The organism is Acinetobacter sp. F-1 (assembly GCF_022869025.1).
In the GTDB taxonomy this organism is placed as follows: Bacteria; Pseudomonadota; Gammaproteobacteria; order Pseudomonadales; family Moraxellaceae; genus Acinetobacter; species Acinetobacter pseudolwoffii.
Map to the genome: position 1 here is coordinate 17432 of NZ_JAJKFX010000019.1, position 20377 is coordinate 37808.

General features: G+C 43.2%; 20 protein-coding genes and 1 other annotated feature. Of the genes, 7 read left to right on the forward strand and 13 right to left on the reverse strand.

Features of this window, described 5'->3' with window-relative positions; genetic code table 11:
- The first annotated feature begins 60 nt into the window (after positions 1 to 60).
- Complete coding sequence (locus tag LOZ91_RS13645) at positions 61 to 1104, forward strand: nitronate monooxygenase (protein WP_180000366.1); 1044 nt, start codon at positions 61 to 63, stop codon at positions 1102 to 1104.
- A 55-nt stretch (positions 1105 to 1159) separates the two neighbouring features.
- Here the strand turns inward: LOZ91_RS13645 and LOZ91_RS13650 are convergent, their stop codons facing one another.
- Positions 1160 to 1837, reverse strand: a complete 678-nt coding sequence (locus LOZ91_RS13650) for a hypothetical protein (protein ID WP_100357098.1) — start codon at positions 1835 to 1837, stop codon at positions 1160 to 1162.
- 248 nt (positions 1838 to 2085) lie between these two features.
- Positions 2086 to 3111, reverse strand: a complete 1026-nt coding sequence (gene dusB / locus LOZ91_RS13655) for a tRNA dihydrouridine synthase DusB (protein WP_244783411.1) — start codon at positions 3109 to 3111, stop codon at positions 2086 to 2088.
- Positions 3112 to 3191: 80 nt separating this feature from the next.
- Here dusB and LOZ91_RS13660 point away from each other — a divergent pair, with 80 nt between their 5' ends.
- Both LOZ91_RS13660 and LOZ91_RS13665 read left to right on the forward strand, forming a co-directional pair.
- Positions 3192 to 4400, forward strand: a complete 1209-nt coding sequence (locus tag LOZ91_RS13660; RefSeq protein WP_180096494.1) for a DUF1615 family protein — start codon at positions 3192 to 3194, stop codon at positions 4398 to 4400.
- Positions 4367 to 5020 (forward strand): HAD family hydrolase, encoded by a 654-nt coding sequence (locus LOZ91_RS13665; protein WP_005096629.1) that lies wholly within the window; start codon positions 4367 to 4369, stop codon positions 5018 to 5020. The genes LOZ91_RS13660 and LOZ91_RS13665 overlap by 34 nt, the downstream gene beginning before the upstream one ends.
- Positions 5021 to 5213: 193 nt before the next feature.
- On the opposite strand, the gene LOZ91_RS13670 is transcribed toward LOZ91_RS13665, so the two are convergent.
- Positions 5214 to 6308 carry an acyl-CoA desaturase gene (locus LOZ91_RS13670; protein ID WP_005096627.1) on the reverse strand — a complete coding sequence of 365 codons (1095 nt, stop codon included), beginning with the start codon at positions 6306 to 6308 and terminating at the stop codon, positions 5214 to 5216.
- A 14-nt stretch (positions 6309 to 6322) separates the two neighbouring features.
- Positions 6323 to 7387: an iron-sulfur cluster-binding domain-containing protein gene (locus LOZ91_RS13675; protein ID WP_159515890.1), complete on the reverse strand. Its 1065-nt coding sequence runs from the start codon at positions 7385 to 7387 to the stop codon at positions 6323 to 6325.
- Positions 7388 to 7540: 153 nt separating this feature from the next.
- On the opposite strand from LOZ91_RS13675, the gene fabR reads away from it, so the two are divergent.
- A complete protein-coding gene (gene fabR / locus LOZ91_RS13680) occupies positions 7541 to 8221 on the forward strand; it encodes an HTH-type transcriptional repressor FabR (protein ID WP_005096625.1) in 681 nt (226 codons plus the stop codon).
- Between the two features lie 366 nt (positions 8222 to 8587).
- Here fabR and LOZ91_RS13685 read toward each other — a convergent pair whose 3' ends face one another.
- From LOZ91_RS13685 to LOZ91_RS13705, 5 genes are all read right to left on the reverse strand, one after another.
- Complete coding sequence (locus LOZ91_RS13685; protein WP_159515891.1) at positions 8588 to 9388, reverse strand: alpha/beta hydrolase; 801 nt, start codon at positions 9386 to 9388, stop codon at positions 8588 to 8590.
- A gap of 139 nt (positions 9389 to 9527) precedes the next feature.
- On the reverse strand, positions 9528 to 9794 hold the full coding sequence (locus tag LOZ91_RS13690) for a PAAR domain-containing protein (protein WP_100328728.1): 267 nt from the start codon (positions 9792 to 9794) through the stop codon (positions 9528 to 9530).
- Positions 9795 to 9939: 145 nt separating this feature from the next.
- On the reverse strand, positions 9940 to 12777 hold the full coding sequence (gene rapA / locus LOZ91_RS13695; RefSeq protein WP_244783412.1) for an RNA polymerase-associated protein RapA: 2838 nt from the start codon (positions 12775 to 12777) through the stop codon (positions 9940 to 9942).
- A gap of 143 nt (positions 12778 to 12920) precedes the next feature.
- Positions 12921 to 13565 (reverse strand): RluA family pseudouridine synthase, encoded by a 645-nt coding sequence (locus LOZ91_RS13700; RefSeq protein ID WP_244783413.1) that lies wholly within the window; start codon positions 13563 to 13565, stop codon positions 12921 to 12923.
- Positions 13566 to 13698: 133 nt separating this feature from the next.
- A complete protein-coding gene (locus LOZ91_RS13705; RefSeq protein ID WP_005171498.1) occupies positions 13699 to 14406 on the reverse strand; it encodes a phosphopantetheine-binding protein in 708 nt (235 codons plus the stop codon).
- 248 nt (positions 14407 to 14654) lie between these two features.
- On the opposite strand from LOZ91_RS13705, the gene LOZ91_RS13710 reads away from it, so the two are divergent.
- Complete coding sequence (locus LOZ91_RS13710) at positions 14655 to 15257, forward strand: PAAR domain-containing protein (protein WP_244783421.1); 603 nt, start codon at positions 14655 to 14657, stop codon at positions 15255 to 15257.
- Between the two features lie 153 nt (positions 15258 to 15410).
- Here LOZ91_RS13710 and LOZ91_RS13715 read toward each other — a convergent pair.
- Positions 15411 to 16630, reverse strand: a protein-coding gene (locus LOZ91_RS13715; protein WP_244783414.1) for an IS3 family transposase whose coding sequence is annotated in 2 segments (ribosomal slippage) — positions 15411 to 16354 and positions 16354 to 16630 — 1221 coding nt in all. Because the reading frame shifts where the segments join, the coding sequence is not laid out codon by codon here.
- Positions 16239 to 16355: a sequence feature (AL1L pseudoknot), on the reverse strand. (Overlaps the previous gene by 117 nt.)
- Positions 16631 to 16709: 79 nt before the next feature.
- Between LOZ91_RS13715 and LOZ91_RS13720 the strand changes: the two genes are divergently transcribed.
- Together LOZ91_RS13720 and LOZ91_RS13725 are read left to right on the forward strand one after the other, a co-directional pair.
- Positions 16710 to 17114 carry a type VI secretion system amidase effector protein Tae4 gene (locus tag LOZ91_RS13720; protein ID WP_244783415.1) on the forward strand — a complete coding sequence of 135 codons (405 nt, stop codon included), beginning with the start codon at positions 16710 to 16712 and terminating at the stop codon, positions 17112 to 17114.
- Entirely contained in the window at positions 17114 to 17488 is a 375-nt protein-coding gene (locus LOZ91_RS13725) for a hypothetical protein (RefSeq protein ID WP_100355069.1), read from the forward strand. The genes LOZ91_RS13720 and LOZ91_RS13725 overlap by 1 nt, the downstream gene beginning before the upstream one ends.
- 52 nt (positions 17489 to 17540) lie before the next feature.
- Here the strand turns inward: LOZ91_RS13725 and LOZ91_RS13730 are convergent, their stop codons facing one another.
- From LOZ91_RS13730 to thiE, 3 genes are all read right to left on the reverse strand, one after another.
- Positions 17541 to 17957 carry a heme-binding protein gene (locus tag LOZ91_RS13730; RefSeq protein WP_005171507.1) on the reverse strand — a complete coding sequence of 139 codons (417 nt, stop codon included), beginning with the start codon at positions 17955 to 17957 and terminating at the stop codon, positions 17541 to 17543.
- A 165-nt stretch (positions 17958 to 18122) separates the two neighbouring features.
- Positions 18123 to 19424, reverse strand: coding sequence for a glutamate-1-semialdehyde 2,1-aminomutase (gene hemL, locus LOZ91_RS13735; RefSeq protein ID WP_180039854.1), 1302 nt, complete (start codon positions 19422 to 19424; stop codon positions 18123 to 18125).
- 38 nt (positions 19425 to 19462) lie between these two features.
- A complete protein-coding gene (gene thiE, locus LOZ91_RS13740) occupies positions 19463 to 20083 on the reverse strand; it encodes a thiamine phosphate synthase (protein WP_005171511.1) in 621 nt (206 codons plus the stop codon).
- Positions 20084 to 20377 lie beyond the last annotated feature (294 nt).

The window sequence follows — 20377 nt, forward strand, 5'->3', positions numbered from 1 at the left end:
ATATGATTTGCTTAATTTTGAACTCAAGGGCAAAGTAAAAACATAACAAGGAGCAAATCTATGTCTTTATTAGAAAATCTCGGAATTAAACATCCTATTTTCTTGGCGCCGATGGCAGGTGTCTCTACAGCTGAACTTGCAGCTGAAGTGTCCAATCAAGGCGGCTTGGGTTCACTCGGTTTGGGAGCCAGCAGCATCGAGGCAGCACGACAACAGATTTTAAAAACTCAAGAATTGACAGACTGCCCTTTTCAGGTGAATTTTTTCTGTCATGACAGTGTGCCCCTAGATGAAGCTGTCGCGCAGGCATGGATCGCACAGTTTAAAAATAAATTTATTGAATATGGGGCGCAGCCACCCGAGCATTTAAACTGTATTTATCCGAGCTTTAAAGACAATGATGACTTCCTGAATCTGGTGCTGGAAACCAAACCACGGGCGGTCAGTTTTCATTTTGGCATTCCGCATCCGCATCAGATTCAAGCCTTAAAACAGGCAGGAATTTTAACCATGGTTTCTGCGACCAATTTTGCCGAAGCCAAAGCCATCGAAGCTGCCGGAATTGATATTATTATTGCCCAAGGCATTGAAGCCGGCGGTCATCGTGGAATTTTCAGTACCAAATTCGATGCTTCGGTCAAAACCTCTAATCTGGTGAAACTGATCAAACAGCATTGTTCCCTGCCGATTGTAGCGGCAGGCGGGATTATGGACGGCCAACAGGCAAGACAAATGCTGGATTTCGGTGCCGATGCCGTGCAACTTGGCACTGCATTTGTACAGTGCAAATCGTCCAATGCTAACGAGGCTTATCGTAAAGCCCTGCTTTCCAAGCCACTCACTCAAGTCAGTGCCAGTATTTCCGGTCGCCCTGCTCGCGGAATCATCAACCACTGGCATATGGATGTCGACACACCCGATCGTCTGGATGTGCCGGCTTATCCTTATACCTATGATCTGGCCAAGCAATTACATGCTGCTGCAGCCAAACAAGACGATCAGGGTTATGGCGCGTTCTGGGCAGGCTCAAATGTGGCACAAATTCGTGAAATGGAAGCGTCTGATCTGATCAATCAGCTGGTGCTGGAAATGAAACATCTCTAAAATTTATCAGCATAAAAAACCTCTCTAATTAGAGAGGTTTTTTATTCAGTCGGACTTAGCGGGTAAGTCGATGCCAGGCATCTTTGACTGCAAACTTGGCTTCTTCCCAATTTAAGCGGGATTCACCTTTCACCTGTTCCCACTTGGTCCGTAGTTCAGGTTCCGCATGATCAAAATCTGTATCACGATCATACATGGCACGGTTTTCATAACCTACGCGATAAGCGCCGCGATAGTCACGATCATAGTCTAGATCGCTGTAGGTATTCCGCGTTTCATTAAAATACGGGCGATTATGATACTCATCGCGCCAGTAATTATCTTCGGCAATCAACTGGTCGGGATGCTGATAATTATCTGCCTCACTTCGAACTTCTGGATGCTGGTAGTTATCTGCCTGTTTTTGGCGATCTGATGTTGCAATATCATTACCGGCAATGCCACCAACCACACCACCGATAATGCCGCCCACCACTGCACCTGGAGGACCACCGACCAGACCTGCAACGGCCCCTACAGCAGCACCACCTACTGTACCCGCACCGGTCGCGGCCAGATTATCTTTGCCTTCATTCATATCTGGCACATTCGGATTATCTTTTTCAGGAGTATTTAAATCCGGACGTGCATTGGCATCAGTAGGATCTATATTTAAGCCTTCGCTGCGTTCTTGTGGCAATTCCGTTGACGTTTTATGGCTAAATTCTGTGACTGGACGATTGGTATTTGTCATTACAGATCTCCCTTGGTGATGACTACAAACAAGAAGGATCACCTCCTGTTCATATTAGATGAATCCATCATAGAACAAGTTTAAGTAAGCAATGTCCAAGTCCTGTCCGGTTTAAGTCAACAAAATGTTGTGCTATGTATTTGACCGGCTTAAGTGTAAACAGCGTGCTAAAATCGACGCGCTCAAGATAAAAAAGGTAGTATTTCTACACAAAACATATTTCTTGATTGCGTCCTACTAGCCTGCCATCATTTGGTCTCTAATAAATTGACCTGTTCGACCTGAACATCACTCATAGTCAAACCATGTTCAAGTAAAGTATTAAAATAATCTTCTACTACACGATATTGATCAGCTGTATTTTCTACCTGATACATGCCCTGACGAAACTCGTTGCTTGAACGCAGACCTTTGGTATACCAGGCAATATGTTTCCGGGAAATTCGGCAACCGGAATACTCGCCATAAAACTCATATAGCTCAGCCAAATGTCCCAATAGAACATCCTTAACTTCTGTAATACTCGGCGCATCCAGATGTTGGCCAGTTTTTAAATAATGGGCAATTTCACGAAAAATCCAGGGACGACCTTGTGCTGCACGTCCGATCATGATGGCATCTGCACCGGTATAATCCAGTACGTATTTGGCTTTTTCAGGACTGTCAATATCTCCGTTGGCAATCACGGGAATATTCAACATGTCTTTTACATCTTTAATGAGTGAATAGCGGGCGGTATTTAAATACATATCTTCACGGGTACGGCCATGTAAAGCCAGCGCCGCAATTCCGGCATCTTCCGCACGTTTTGCCACCCGCATGATATTTTCATGACCATTTAAATACCCCAGACGGGTTTTTAAAGTTACCGGCACATCGACCGCAGCCACGACAGTATCCAAGATACGGGCAACTAAATCTTCATCCTGTAGCAAGGCTGAACCGGCTAATCGATTGCAGACCTTTTTGGCTGGACAGCCCATATTAATATCAACAATTTGTGCACCATTGGCCACCTGATAACGCGCAGCCTCAGCGAGATCTTGTGGATCTGAACCGGCAATCTGGGCTGAGATTGGTGCCAGCTCCCCATCAAAATTGGCACGGTAAAGACTTTTTTTGCTCATACGCAAAGTTTTGTCTGAGGTCATCATTTCACTGACCGCATGACCTGCACCAAAATACTTGCACAAGGTTCTAAACGGACGGTCAGTCACACCTGCCATCGGGGCGACAATCAAATTGTTTGACAGTTGATATGGACCAATATACATATAAATTCATCACTTTTTTGATGGGCATAGTATACTGCATCTGCCTTATTCGCTCATCTTTTCAATTAATTTACCACACCATGAATAAAACTTTTGCTGATTGTTTTTCTGTTAAGTCATTGTCTGTACTTGCACTTTCTCTGGGTCTTGCCGGCTGTGGCAATGGCTCATGGTGGTCAAAAGATGATGAACCGACACTTGAAGTTGAACATATTCGTAAAGCAATTCCGAGTCGGATAAATCAGCGTGAGTCCTGGGCACAAGATATTTACGACATCACCGAACAGTTGGGTATTCCTCAAACCAAGGAAAATGTCTGCACGATTGTGGCCGTGGTCGATCAGGAATCCAATTTTGTGGCAGACCCTACAGTACCAGGTCTGGGAGAAAAAGCGGTTAAAGAAGTTCAGGATCGTCTTGAAGAAAAATTCAAAGATAAACTCGGACAAGCAATCGGTGGAACAGTTGCGGGATATTTCCAGGAAGTACTCAAGAACCATCCAAGCCCAGAAGATAACTATTTAAGCCAGATGCGCCGGGTAAAAACCGAACGCGAACTGGATGAGTTATATCGTGAAATATTTGACTATATGTCGAAGCATTACCATGTCAGCGCACTGACCGGTGCTGCAAAACTGGTCGGCCAGAACATTGGCGAGAAAATGAATCCGATTACCACTTTGGGTTCAATGCAAGTGCATATTAGTTATGTCAAGGAATATAAACGTCAAGGTGGCAACATCGCAGCCTTACGCTCCGATGTCTATACGCAATATGGCGGCCTATATTACGGGATTCATCGTCTGATGATGTATCCTGCAGATTATGACAAACCGATCTACCGTTTTGCAGACTATAACTCGGGCATGTATTCCAGCCGGAATGCCGCTTTTCAGAGCATGCTCAATGATTTAACTGAAGCTGAACTCGATCTGGATGGCGATTTATTACTCTATAACAAAGATGGCGCGATCCGTTCGCAGAAGAGTCAATCCGAGCGTGAGCTGATCAGTGTATTTGCGAAAAATAATTTTATTATTACCGAACGTCAAATCCGCGCCGATTTAAAGAAAGAAAAAGAGAAAGATTTTGAAGATACCATGACCTATCGTGGGATCAGCAAGCTCTATCAGGAAAAAACAGGCAAAGATCCGATGTATGCAATCATGCCGGAAGTGGTCATTTCTGGACCAAAACTGAGTCGTGATTACAATACCAACTGGTTTGCCACCCGTGTCGATGGTCGATATCAAACATGCATGCGCAAAATCAAACACCTAAAACTCTAGCCTTATTTGATTTTGATGGCACCCTGTATACAGACGACAGTTTTACCGGGTTCATTTTCTATGCCTTGAAAAAACGGCATATTTTAAGACGCGGCATTCGTCTCCTGCCCTGGATTCAGGCCTATTATCTGAAGCTGTACCCTGCCCATGCGATGCGTCCAAAATTGTATGGCAACATGTTTAAGGACAGCGATGCAGAAGAAATTTTACAACTGGCGCAGGACTATGCCCAGCAGCTGGTCTTTAAGTTTAATCCAAAACTGTTGCAGCAACTTCGGCAACATCAGCAACTGGGTCATGAGATCGCGCTGGTTTCAGCATCACTGGATTTATACTTGAAACCGGTCTGTACCTATTTAAATATCGATTTACTGTGTAGCGAAGTTGAAATCAAAGCTGGAAAAATAACAGGATTTTATCAGACTCCAGATTGTAGTAATGCGCAGAAGAAACTGAGAATTTTAGAAAAATATCGTCTGGAAGATTATGCTGAAATTTATGCCTATGGTAACAGCGAAGAAGATCAGGAAATGCTGAGTTTGGCACATCAACGCTATCTGGAAGGACAAGATCAGCAATTGCCAAAAATTAATCTACCATCCGATTCAATGACATATTAGGGCTTTAAAATTTCCGCTTTATTGATACGCCATAATAATCTTTAACAAGCACTTAAATGACAGATGAGTTGTCGCTCAATGATACTTTTAAGGCAGATCTGATGACTGAATCATCCAGACTTTTTTGTTTAAATATAAGCTTCATCCATAAAAAAACCACCTCAAATAAGGTGGTTTTTAGCTTTAAGAAATATTATTTCTTAAACGGAAATGCATATTTCACAATACGTTTGATTACGCTGCCATACTGTTTTACCAGACTGGCATTGTTGTAGTTCAAACCATATTTTTCACACACCGCCTGAACTTTTGGCGCCATTTGGCGGTAACGACGGGCAGGCACATCAGGATACAGATGATGTTCAATCTGGTGACTTAAATGACCCGTCAAGATATGGAATGCTTCAGAACCGGTCAGGTTAGATGAACCACGAATCTGGCGCATATACCAGTGACCACGACTTTCATTTTGCAGTACCGATTTCGGGAATACTTCCACATCTTTGGTAAAGTGGCCACAGAAAATAATACTGAACGTCCAGATATTACGCAGACCATTGGCCACCATATTACCCGTCAAAACTGGCAACGCAGCAGGACCTGCAATCAATGGAAAGAACACATAATCTTTAAACAATTGTTTACCGATTTTGTTCTGCATTGGGCGCCATTCTTCTTTGGTCTGCTCTTTGCTTTTGCGACCTTTGAAATATTTACCCAATTCAAGGTTCTGAATGGCCACGCCCCACTGGAACAGCAAACAGAATGGCACCGCATAAATCGGTTGTAATAAATAACCCGGTTTCCAGCGCTGTTCTGGGAACAGACGCAATAGACCATAACCGATATCATCATCCATACCTTTGATATTGGTATAAGTATGATGTTTAAAGTTATGGGTTTGACGCCAGTTATCCGAAGTACCTACGATATCCCATTCATAGGTCTGACCATTCATTTTAGGATCATTCATCCAGTCATACTGACCATGCATGACATTGTGACCCAGTTCCATGTTTTCCATGATTTTGGCAAAGCCTAATAGACCTGTGCCTAGCAACCATGCTGGTGGGAACCAGCCTGCAAACAATAGCGCACGACCGGCAATTGATGAATAACGGATGGTTGAATAGACACGACGGATATATTTCGCGTCTTTTTCACCTAAATCATCCAGCACTTCTTGCTTGATCGCATCAAGTTCACGTGCAAGTTCATCGAGTTCTACTTGTGATAATTCACGGTTTTTAGGATTTTTAAAATATTGAAATTTTACTGGCATATTCATAGGATAAAACTCGCTTATAGGTCGATGACTAGATCAGTCTGCGCTGAGTTAACACAAATTTTGAGCAGATTACCTGGCTCAGTATTTCGTGCGCCGTTTACCAAATTCTTGGTCGAACCTTCCACTTTATTGCAGGCGCATTTATTACAAATGCCCATACGGCAACCATGTGTCGGTTTGATATTTTGTTGTTCCAGACTCACCAAAATGGACTGGCCTTTTGGAATACTGACAATTTTTTTCGACTGGGTCAGGGTGACATTAATAAAGCCGATATCGGATTGATCCGCCAGACTCATGCTAAAGGCTTCACCCTTAAACTCTTTGGCTGAAGCAAACAGCTGCTCTGCAGTCGATACAAAACCTGACGGGCCGCAGCAATAGACCGTGCTATTTTCCAGATTTTGCAAATCTGTCAGATAAGTTTCATTCAGACGAGCTGCCGCAGCTTGTTCTTGCGTGGCATAAACATGAAATGAGAAATTTGCATGTTTCTGAGCAAGTTCTTCGAAACGTGCTTTAAATGCTGCATCTTGATGTTTTTTAACCCAGTACCACAAGCTCACTGGTGTTGATAATTCACCCTTTTTGCTCAGGCTTTCCAGCATGCTCAGCATTGGGGTAATTCCGCTGCCTGCTGCAAGCAAGATCAGTGGACTCGCCTGCTGAGGTACAGTCATATCGCCATAAGGCTGACCAAATTCGATGACATCACCCACTTGCGCCTGCTCTGCAAACCAGGTGCTGACTTTACCGGCATGGACTTTTTTCACGGTCAATAACACATGCTGGGCATCTATACGAGTCAAACTATAGCTACGTTCATAACGAATGCCCTTCACCACCACATACACTGGATGGTGTTGCCCCGCTTCACCAAACTTAAATAAACGATTCACTTGAATTTTCAGACTCAGCATATCCTGTGCAGCATTTTCCTTGTGCACAATCTTGCCCAATGGCTGATTCAACGACCATATAGGATTGAGTTTCTGAATCCAGAAATTAATCGCATGCTGATCGATGACACTGTCAGACAGTGCATTCAGCGGCATTTTAAGTTTTTGGAGTACATGCATCGTTATCGACATCATCTTGAGGTTTTGAATTATTATACACATGTATATATATTTGTATATACATGTGTATTGTTTCCATTCATTTCACAAGCCTGTCGTGCTCGGTTATAATCAAACGATTCATGCATGAACCTATTGATGAACGAGCCTTCAATGAAAATAAGCAGTGACGCATCTCTACTACAATCGAAAAGCATTGATGAGCCGATTATCGTACGGAGTGTCGGTCGCAAGGCCACCATTACCAAAGAAGAACTGTTTCAGGCAGCATTAAACCTGATTGGTCCACAAAAAAGTATTGCATCGTTGAGCCTGCGCGAAGTCGCACGTGAGGCCGGTATTGCGCCAAACAGTTTCTATCGTCATTTTAAAGATATTGATGAGCTGGCCATTGAGCTGATTGATCGTGCCGGGATTGTATTACGTCAGATTCTGCATGAAGCACGCTTAAAAGCCTCCCGACAAAGCAGTATTATTCGTAGTTCGGTCGAAATTTTTATTGCTCAGCTGGATGCAGATGAAGGCAATTTAAGCCTGTTATTGCGTGAAGGTTATACCGGTTCAAAATCGTATAAACAGGCTGTAGAACGCCAGTTAAATTATTTTCAGCAGGAATTGCAGGATGATTTGATTCGTCTGGAACGCCTGAATAATAGAAAGTTATTACATGCCGATATTGCCGCCAAAGCCATTACTCAACTGGTGTTTAACATGGGGGCCAATGTCATTGACATGCCGGCTGAAGACCGCCAGGAAATTGCCGAACAGACCATGCTCATGATTCGGATGATTCTGGAAGGCGCTCGCCATCTGGAAGATTCGCAGCTGCGTTAATTTTCCAATTTGCGTAAAATGATATAAAAAGAGACGTACTAGACGGATTACTGTCCCAAAGTTAAAGTGATTAGCTTTAAGTTACGCGCGTGTGGCAGGGATGCCACACACTACCTATCACGACAGGACGTCGTGTATGGGTAATAAGAGACTTTTGCCTACTTTGGGGCTTTCCAAAGTAGGGTTGCGCCTGCACAAATCCATTTAAACTTTTAAAGGAAAGATGAGGCTGCGCAATATCCAAGTATAAATATCAGATATTTAAAAACACTATCGAATTGCTTTTATTACTCCATACAATTCAAACTATAGCCTAGTTAAAATTGTGGAACAGTAGTGGTACCAGTCGTCTCTTTTTTATGACGATTACAACAGTACAAGTTGAGCTTTGACCGCCTTTGCAGTCTCTTCCGGATACTCAAGCGGAAACATATGTCCGCCCTCGACCACTGAATAATCGATCCGATAAATCTTGTGCATGCCTTGAGGCAAACCCTGCTGATAAAACTGGCTCTGCTCTGCAGTCATCAGATGAATCGGCACTTCAGGTGGTCGTCTTGGCGTACGCCACCACCATGCCGGTACAGTCCGGAAAATCTCCGCTTCTACCTGTTTTGGAATGCTCAAAGTCACCCCACCGCGTTCAGGTTCTGGCTGAATGCCACTCTCGATATAATCAGCAAAACATTGCTCATCAAAATTGCTAAATAAGCGGTTTGATCTGAGTGCATCAACTGCGGCCTGTTTCGATGGCCAGTGATCCTTGCGTTTTAGCGTAATTCCTGCAGGTGTATAGCGATCGATACTTTTCAGATTCAGCTTTTTAACCAGTTCAAACATGGCGCTGTTTTTTCCAATAATAAATGGCGGATCCATAATTAACAGTTTGGAAAACAGTTCCGGACGTCGATACGCTGCCATCAAAGTCACCAGACCACCAAAGGAATGTCCAAGACCCACCACCTGCTGCTGAGGAAATTGCTGCTCGATATCTGCAATGACTTCATCGACCAGATAGCGCCAGTCTGGCGTAATCGGATATTGCGACTTCATGCCAATCAAGGGAATCGCTTTGACCTCATATTCTGGCTGGAAACAGTCCAGAAATTTCTGATAGGTTGCCGCAGGGATGCCATTGGCATGGGTAAAATGTAGGGCTTGTTTCATTATTTTCCAAACGCAGCGCGTATTCATCCTGAAATCATCGGATGAGCTTACTGATCTGAAAAGTCATGTGATAGTGCCAAAACGCTCAAAGCATGACCTTGAAGTCAGCTCTTCTTATTTTATTAAACGAATTTAAGATTTATTTCTGCGATACCGTCAAATGCTGCATGGCTAGAAAAGTCGCGCCGCAACTGGTCTTATCCCCTGCGATAAGCATTGCCCGTCCTTTGACAGTAATAGATAAATCGCTGGAGATTGCGGTGACCATGGTCTGGCATTTGGGACAATAATGCGTCATGCCATTTAAATGTACGGCGATGCCATTCATAATCAAAGACGGCTCACCTTCTACCACAATACCACCGTGGGTGGTTTTGGCTCCCAGACCAATAAAGGCTTTGGACATGTTTATTATTTCTGGTTATTGGTTAGACTGATTTTAAACACAAGAAAAATGACAGGCCAGTATTCCCCGACCAAAACAATATAAAAGCCGAATTTCGGCCATAAAAAAAGCAGCCCGAAAGCTGCATTTTTTAATTGCTTAAAACTTAAGGCTTGACGACTACCATCACCTGAATGGCTTCTGGCGTCACAGATAAACCATCCAGTAGGCCGAGACCTTCTTTCTGCAACTTCTGTAAACGTGAAATTTCATCTTCACGGATACTTGGATTAAACTGTTTCAGATAGGTCAGACGGTCAATTTCATATTGCCATTTATTACCATACACTTCTTTGGCTTGCTGCTTGAAGTTTGGCAATGCACTGCGTGCCAATTCAAGTGCTTGCTGATAACGTGCCTCAATCACATCACGACGTGCTTTCACTACTTGGCGGCAGCTGTTGCCATCTAAATGATGCAGATACGGTTTTAAAATTTCAGGCGCAATTTTTTGTGAAAGATCCTGACCTTTCTCGCTTAATAACACACGAACCAATTGTTGCGGCAGGCTTGATGGCAAGTTCAATGCTTTCGGTGCAACCACATCGACCTTGAACCAGACTTCCAGCAATACCGAACCTTGTGGCAGTGCCGCAGATTTTAATACCGCAACGTTGGTGCTACCAAAGCCTTGAGTATTGATCATTTCCATCACACTTTCAGTGAATGGATGTTCCAGGGTCAGGTATTGCGCATCTTCGCGGATTTGTGCCTGATCACGATAGAAAGTGGCAGTGATGCCTTCTTCATCCAGCGTCAAACCTTGAACCTGCATTTGATCTGTTGGCTTGATGATCACGGTACCGTTACTTTGCTCGTCAAAGTCAATATTCGTGGACGCCATAAAGCGTTTCATGAAGATCGGCAAAGTAGTATTGTCATCATAGTCTTCAAGTGCCTTGACAATTTCCTGTGCCACCACCGGACGGCAAGAGTTGTACTCTAGCAAACGGTCACGGCCTTCCTGCAATTCAGCTTCCAGCGCTTCACGTTGCACGCTGACTTCTTCCAGCAGGTCTTCAAACGCTTGACCTTTGTCTGCCAATAGACAGTCTTTCAAGCGAACAATAAAGTTTTCTTGCAAGGTTTGTGCAGTTGGGGAAATATTGCCGAAAATATTCAAGGCTTCGTTATACCAGCGGAACATACGTTCTTGCGCAGTTCCCACCAGATAAGGCACATGAATCTGAATCCGGTTTTCCTGACCGATACGATCTAAACGGCCAATACGCTGCTCTAAAACGTCCGGGTTGGCAGGAAGATCGAACAGAATTAAATCAGATGCAAACTGGAAGTTACGCCCTTCTGAACCAATTTCCGAACAAAGTAAAATCTGCGCGCCATACGAATCTTCAGCAAAATAAGCGGCAGCCTGATCACGCTCTAACAAGCTCATGCCTTCATGGAACATCGCGGTACGAATACCGGCATGTAAGCGAAGTACATTTTCCAGCGCTTCAACCACTGGCCCGCTACGCGCAATCAGTAAGACTTTCTTGTGTTTAAGATCGGTACGTAAACGCTCCATCAGCCACATCACGCGTGGATCGGCTTCCATCCATGCACCATCGAGCTGGGCTTCTTCAGGCCACATTTGCTCACGCAACTTACCATCTTTCGACCAGTGTTCCGGTGCTGGTAATGGTGCCGGCTGACAGTCACGACCCGGGAAGCCCTGAATGGCTTCACGCGTATTACGAAACAGGATACGACCGGTACCATGACGGTCTAAAAGTTCGTGAATGGCACGGAAACGCTGCTCAGGATGATCTTCAATTGAATGACCCAACAAGGCCTCAATCGCAGTCAAATGTTCTGCTTCAAGTGGCAGATTTGACATCAACACTTCTGCAATTTTAGCGGTGTGCTGATATTGCGCTTCTTCATCCAGGAAACGATCCAGCGAGTTAAAGCGCTGCGGATCGAGTAAACGCAGGCGTGCAAAGTGACTTTCTACCCCGAGCTGTTCCGGTGTTGCCGTCAATAACAATACGCCCGGCGTATGTTCAGCCAGTTCTTCGACCAGATCATAACGGTCATTACCGCCATCTTCTTCGCTCCACATCAAATGATGTGCTTCATCGACCACCAGCAAGTCGAAACCGGCTTCGAGCGCCTGTTCACGCAGATCTTCATGGTCGACCATCAAATCGACAGAGGCAATAATTTTTTGTTCGGTCAGGAATGGGTTTTGTTCAGGATCATGCTCTTTGATTGATGCAGTACGGGTCAAATCAAATAACGAGAACTCAAGATTGAAACGACGGCGCATCTCAATCATCCACTGATATTGCAGCGAATCTGGTACTAAAATCAGGATGCGTTCAGAACGGCCAGTTTTCAGCTGTTGATGGATAATCAAACCCGCTTCGATGGTTTTACCCAGACCGACTTCATCGGCCAGTAATACACGCGGAGCAAAACGCTGACCGACTTCATGCGCAATATACAACTGGTGCGGAATCAGGCCGACACGTGAACCGACCAAACCGCGCAGTGGACTGCTTTGCATATTGGCCTGCATCAGCAGCGCTTCAATGCGCAAGTCATACCATTCTTTATAATCGACCTGACTGGCCAATAGACGGTCTAGAGGCTTGGACAGCTGGATGGTGGCACCAATGCGGGTCTCATTCAGCGATTTACGTTCTTCAGTCCCATCTTCCAGGGTACGAATGACGTGATAACGCACCACGCCATTGCGGTCTTCCACGGATTCTACAATCCATTTGGTCCCTTCCTGATCCTGTAATTCATCTTTCACATTAAATACGATACGAGATAAGGGTGCATTGCTACGTGCATAGACGCGAGTTTCATCGCTTTTCGGGAATAAAATGCTAACCGACCGCTCATCAACATCAATAAGAACGCCTAAACCGAGTTCTGTTTCAGTATCTGATAACCAACGTTGACCAATAGCAAATTGCTGCAATTTTTCCACCTTTATCTTAAGTACAAGATTATGAATATTAGGCTCAATCACGAAACGTCATTGGAGCAAAATTTCACACCTTCAAGCAATGTATTTTGACATAAAGCCCACTAAAAAGTGAGCATAATTCACGCCGATTCAAGAAGTATTTCCTAGAACGGCGCCGGACAATAAAATTCGACCAGCTGATCTGTTTGAGGATGATAAAAACTCAAACGTTCAGCATGTAAATGTAGACGCGAGCTGAGCTGTTGCTGTTCAGGTGTCGCATATAAGGTATCGCCGATAATCGGATGCCCCAGATATTGCATATGCACACGCAACTGATGCGAACGGCCGGTAATTGGCGTAAGTTTCACCCGAGTCACGGCTTGTTCCTGAATATTAAAGTGTTCGATCGCCTGCCAATGCGTGATGGCCGGCTTGTTATGTGCGGGATCTGCGATATGTAAGGGCGGACGGCTTGGGTCATATACCACGGGCACCTCAATGCTACCTTCACCTTCGAGTGTACCGGCAACCACGGCCTGATAGGTTTTGTCGGTCTGGCGTTCCTGAAACTGGCGGGAAATGGTTTTTTGTCCCCATTTTGTGAGACCAAACACGAGAATGCCGGAAGTATCGCGATCCAGTCGATGGATCAGTAAGGTTTTTGGTTCTATTTTTAATAATCGGTTAATCAGGCAATCTTGTAAATCTTCTGTTTTCCCGGGAACTGTGAGTAAACCTGCAGGTTTGTGGATGACCATGAAATCGTCATCACAATGTATCAGATGTTCGGTTAGAAAATTACTCAAAGTTCAATCCCAGGCTGATCGCGAAAAACAAGGCGGCCATGATAGAAAGCTTCGCCCATAATTACAATGCGCTTTTATGTAAATGCTGATGAAATTTCCGATTTAGGTCATAAAAATGCTCAATCGCAGCGTATCAACCTGAGGATTGTAAAATGAAGCCTGCCAATTCATGCAAAGATGCATGCTGTCGTACATCTTCATAACGAATATTGGCACCATGTGCACGCCATACACCGACCAAACTCACCACGGCTACAGAGTCCAATCCATAATTTCTTAAATCGACATAGGAATCAATCTCCAGAGCATCTATGTCTAGCTGTTCTGCCACAGCCAACATAATACCTTTGGTTGATAAGACATAGTCTGAGGGCGCACTTAAATCCCACAACCGTGTCAGACTATAAGTATTTAAGTGATGCACACCTTGACTGGAAATATTTTCGATCCACTGAATATGCTGTTCCTGATTGGCCAATAAGATTGCGTCATCGACCACACCTATTTGATCCGTCACACTCATCAAATGCGGTAAGATTTGCTTGAGCATCGGTGTGACCTGCCCGGCAAAAATCAGTTGTGGATGCGTGGAGGCATATTCACCAAGCTGTTGCATGCCCTGCATCAGGTCATCACCATATAAATCGACAATGGGAATATCCAGTGCTTTGGCTTTATTGGTCAGTTGAATCAAATTTGCCATGAGTGCACTTTCTTGTATGCCCTGTTGCATACGCAAGTTTTGTAATCCGACTAAGACCAAAACCGATTGGTTCGATGCAAGCTGCCATTTGGCTTGAGATGGGGCAAGTTGGATTTTTTTGGGTATTGGGTACAGCATGGGAGACTCTTTGGCTTCAGACAGTCGGCTTTTTCGTAACTGTATATGCTAACTCAGATTGAGGGTTACTCAATACTTTAAAAGTCAACAGGGCTATATTTAAAAAATTAAAAGCAAAAATGCTTGTATCTATATTCAGATACATTCAGTCATTATATACAAACTGATTAAATGAATTTTAAACTAAACCTTTCATTTTATATTGTCATGTTATTATGGTCTTTAATAAAAATAATAACCAAATAATAATGAGAGCATTAATAACAGTCGGCTGTAAAACCGATCATGGGGGAATCATTACTTTTGGCGACCCTTCCTTTCTGGTGGAAGGAAAAGCTGTGCATTTGGATGGAATGGTACATTATTGTCCTAAATGTAATGTCCTATCGAAAGCTCTTGCTTCTAATCGAGGCTTTATGGTCGTCCTGGGTAGAAGCATTGTTGCGGCAGGAGACACATCAACTTGTGGTTCAAAATTTCTGAAAACTTCTGATTTGGCTGTCATAAGTAATGGTATTATCTCAAGTAAAATTGATCAATTAATATCAGATACAGCTACTAAATACATTGAAGAAAAAGAAGAAAAGATCATTAATAATATTTATTGGAGTTATGGAGATAACCTTATTCTTCTAAAAAGAAAATCTAGATTTTTTGATGACTTGAATTTGCATATAGAAACTTCAGGTTATGCACGAGGAGATACTATTGATATAGAAATAAAACCAGAATCTTCTGAGATCAACTCATTTCATCCATTTACGATTTCACTTGATATTGATACTGAAGGTAAGGGAGTACTTAAAAATATTTTTAAAGGAAAAACTATAATAATTGATACGGAATATTAAATATGGTGAGTATAACTGCAAGGGCTGGTGGTCGGTCTTCGACCATACAAGCAAAAAGACCTTTATTTTCCGAATTATGGAAATATTATCCGGTAAAAATGTCAGCAAGTGATGTGAACCGTACCGGGTTTGTCGGAGACTTTTTTATTTAAGTTAAGCCACCTGACCTAACGGGTTAATCTTATCATAGTACATTGCTTCAAACTCAAAAGGCGACACATAACCCAGTGCACTGTGTACACGCTTTTTATTGAACCAATCTACCCAGTTTAGTGTCGCAAGTTGTACATCTGCTAAACCTTGCCAATCTGCTTTTAAATATTCAATCACCTCTGTTTTGTATAAGCCATTCACCGTTTCAGCCAAAGCATTATCGTATGAATCACCAGTTGTACCGACTGATGCTCGTAAATTTGCTGCTTCTAAACGATTGGTATAGCGAATCGAAAGATATTGCACACCCCTGTCGGAATGATGAATCACATTCTTTGGCATGCCTCGATCGTGCAATGCTTGCTCAAGTGCATCGAGCACCATATCTGTATTCATCCGTGTAGATACTTTCCATCCAACAATTGCTCGTGAGAACACATCAATAATAAAGGCGGTATAGACCCAGCCTGAATGAGTTTGAATATACGTAAAGTCACTGACCCATAATTGGTCAGGTCGATCAGCACTAAAATTACGTTTCACTAAATCATCTGCTCGTTTTTGATCATCTCGGTTGCGGGTAGTTTGTTTGTTCTTACCACGCCAAACACCTTGTATATCTAGCTTCTGCATCAATCGAGCAACTGTACAACGTGCAATAACATAGCCTTCACGTTTCAATTTTTGCCAAACTTTACGTACACCATATCGACCTAAACTTTCCTTCCAAATTCGTTTAATTTGTTCAGCATGATGCTCATCATGTAGATCTCGTTTCGCTCGATGTTCTGGATTGTCAGCGAGATCTAAAGTTCGGTAATAGGTTGAAGCTGCGATCGGTAAAATCCTACAAATCGCATCAACACCATATAAGTCTTTATTGTTATGGATGAAATCCACCATTATTTGTGTGGGCGGTCGAGCTCCGCCTGGGCGAAAAAAGCGGCTGCTTTACGTAGAATTTCATTGGCACGCTTTAATTCTTTAATTTCACGTTCCATTTGCTTCATTTTTTCTTGATCAGATATCTGTTGTACTTTAATAGGATTTTGCTGATCTAAATGCTTTTGATGCCAGGCACGAAGTGTTTCAGGAGTACAACCAATCTTAGGCGCAATTGCTGTGATTGCAGCCCAAGTAGAAGGATAATCTTTTTCAGATTCAATCAATAATTGAACCGCTCTTTCTCTGATTTCAGGGGTATATTTTAATTTTGTCATCGGGATAGTCTCTCAGAATATTGACTCTCCGACAAACCCGGTACGGTTCAATGTGTATTCTATGGTGGGAGGTCAAGCTATGGCTTTATATCAAGAAAATCCTACAGGATACGCAAATGCTTGTGCTTTAAGATTAAGTAGATCTTTCAACTACGGCGGAATGCCAATTAAACAGTCAACCAGAGGTTATAAAGTCAGAGGCGCTGATCATAAACCTTATTTACTTAGGGTTCGCGAGATGATCAGCTTTGTTGAACAAAATTTAGGAACTGCAGATCTCTCCTTCAAGCCTCAAAATAACCAGGATTTATCATCACAATTAAAAGGGAAAAAAGGAATTATTATTTTTAAAGTCTCTGGTTGGGGAGATGCTTCTGGACATGTCACTTTATGGAATGGAAATGATTGTGGAGATAGTTGCTACTTTATTCATGATACACCGAGCCTAAGAACCACAGATATTCTGTTTTGGAATTTAAGATAATGAAAATAATTGCTGTACTTTTTAGTTGTCTAGTGATGAGTGCATGTTATGCAAAAGACTTAATTCCATCCATATCAAATGAGGATGAGCTCAATATCAAAAATTTTGGCTTTAGTTATTGTCTGACGAGGGCTCAGGATCAATCCCTCAGTTCTGAGGCTGCTCTAGCGATGGGCGGGTATTTCCAACAGGGTTCATATGAAGAACCCGCGTATAAAAATTTGAAAGAATATATAAACCAATCTATGAAAGCAAAAACTGAGGTGTATAAAAATCAAGCAAGGCCAGCCATATTAATGAGCTGTTTAGAGCTGTATAACTCGACAGAATATAATGAAATGGTTAAACAACAGCATCACTATCTTATCCGATAGTTATTTTTAACTTAGACTTGAGAAGATAAGTACATTCTCAAGCGTATAATGTTTAGCCCTGCTGCGCCAAAAACTTCTTAATCGCCACCTGCGCAATCTCAGCGTCCTCAAATGATTTCACACCTGATACACCCATCGCACCCACTAATTGCCCTTGATACAGAATCGGTTCGCCACCTTCCAGCATTCCCGAGAAACTTTCCATAGTCAGAAAGCCCATCTGCCCGCCTTTGATAATATCTTCAAACAGCTTGGATGGACGACGACTCATCGCCGAGCATCTGGCTTTTTCAATGGCCAGATTTGCAGTCATCGGTGCTGCACCATCCATACGTTTCATCGCAAGCAAATTGCCCGTTTCATCGACTAAGGCAATACTGACATTGAAGCTGTTCTGAATTGCATATTGATGGGCGTGATCCAATAGAAATTCCGCATCACTTAGAGTCAAATAATGTTTGGTTTGCATGAATGAATATCCCTAATTTTAGAATTTAATCTCCCCTAACCCTGAGTCAGATATGGCGCAAGGAAAAGAGGAGTAAATTTTATTATTTGTACAGATAAAACTCCCTCCTTTAAAAAGGTGAAAAGCACCGCTTCGCAAGAGGGAGGATTTTAAAAAAATTAAAATTTAAGCTTTCATCTCAGCAAAAGTCTCGATCGCAGCCTGAATGGTAAATTCAATATCTTCATCGCTGTGTGCAGCCGAGAAGAAGCCAGCTTCGAATGCAGAAGGTGCTAAATTCACCCCCCGATTCAACATGCCATGGAAAAATTTACGAAAAGCATCGACATCACATTTCAACATCGAATCAAAGCTGGTGATGTCTTCCTGATCGGTGAAGTACAGACCAAACATCCCACCGACCTGTTGGGTTTTAAAGGGTACGCCCGCCTCGTCTGCTGCTGCTTGTAAACCTGCAAGAAGGTTTGACAACTGCGCAGATAGGTTTTCATAGAAACCTTCAGCACGAAGATGCTTAAACATCTCAATCCCGGCACGCATTGCCAATGGATTACCCGACAATGTTCCTGCTTGATACACTTTACCCAGTGGCGCAATGCATTCCATCACTTCACGTTTACCGCCAAAGGCACCGACTGGCAGACCTGCACCAATAATTTTACCCAATGTGGTTAAATCCGGAGTTACGCCATAATGTGCCTGCGCACCGCCTAAGCCAACACGGAAACCGGTCATCACTTCATCGATGATAAAGACTGAACCATGCTCATCACAAACATCACGAATCGCTTGCAGAAAACCGTCAATTGGTTTCACCAGATTCATGTTGCCAGCTACAGGCTCCACAATCACGCCGGCAATTTCAGCACCAAACTTGGCAAAGCATTCTTTTAAAGTCGCAATGTCATTGTATGGAAGCGTGATGGTATGCTTGGCAAAATCAGCTGGAACACCCGCAGACGTTGCTTCGCCCTCACCTTTAGTTAACAAGCCCGAACCTGCTTTTACAAGAAGCGAGTCTGAGTGACCGTGATAACAACCTTCAAATTTTACAATCTTGTCACGGCCGGTATAACCGCGCGCTAAACGAATCGCTGTCATGGTGGCTTCCGTGCCCGAGTTGGTCATACGTACCAATTCAATCGACGGCATGATCTCGCAAATAATATCGGCAAGCGTGGTTTCATGAACTGTTGGCGCACCAAAGCTTAAACCATCTACTGCGGCCTGTTGAACGGCTTGAATAATTGCAGGATGGGCGTGACCCAGAATCATCGGTCCCCATGAACCGACATAGTCCACATAACGTTTTCCGTCTACATCATACAAATATGCGCCTTGGGCTTTTTCGATAAAGACCGGTGTACCACCGACGCCGTTAAATGCGCGTACAGGTGAGTTGACGCCACCCGGAATATGTTTATTGGCTTGTTTGAACAATTGTTCTTGCTTTGGAGATAAGCTCATGAAGGCACTCGACTCAAAATTAAATCAATCAAAAAATTTTATGCTGTAGCTTGAAAAAGCGCAGACCATTCATCTAAACGTTCAGGAATGGCATTCATCGGTAAGCCCAATATATCACTAATCACGGCGCAATAATCCGCACCTGACTCAATGACTTCTTTGGAATTTTCAACCGTTAAACCGCCAATGGCACATAAAGGCACGTTCAATTTCTCTTTGGCCAGTTTTAAGGTTTCCAAGCCAATATTACCGGCTTCAGGTTTACTGTCGGTGGCATAGATGGCACCAAATGCCACATAGTTTGCACCATCGGCAATGGCCTGTTCAGCCAGCTCAAGCGAGTTATTACAGCTACGACCAATCAAGACATTTTTCGGCAAGCGTGCAACTGCCTCGACAATAGACCCGTCATCCTGACCCAAATGCACACCCACCCCGTATTTAACGGCCATTTCCAGATCATCATTAATCACAAAAAGCACACCATATTCAGCACACATGGCTTTCATATACTCGATTTCGTAAATTTGATCTTGTTTGGCGACTTTTTTACGGCGATATTGCAATACTGCAATGCCGCCATTGGCCATTGCGCCTTCCAGTTTTGCCAATAAAAGTTCTACGGGATCATCATTGGTAATTAAATATAAACCGCGCATCTTGCTCGCCACTTGCTAGGATGGCTCTATTATAGGCATAACTCGGTTTAATTGCCGCAGTCCTGCTGTTTCCGCGACCGGGTAGCAACAGATTTGCAGTTTTTTAGCGCAATTTTCCAGTTAAATCTAAAATATCACCATTTTCAGGGATATACCGACTATAAAATATGGGTTTTAATCGCTTTATAACAAAAATAATAAAGTGTTAATGCTTACGCCCTCCGACAAACGCTTTTAGGATTTTGCAGATAACTTGGTGGAGAAGTTGCAAAATTCTAAGAGCGGTTTTTTTTG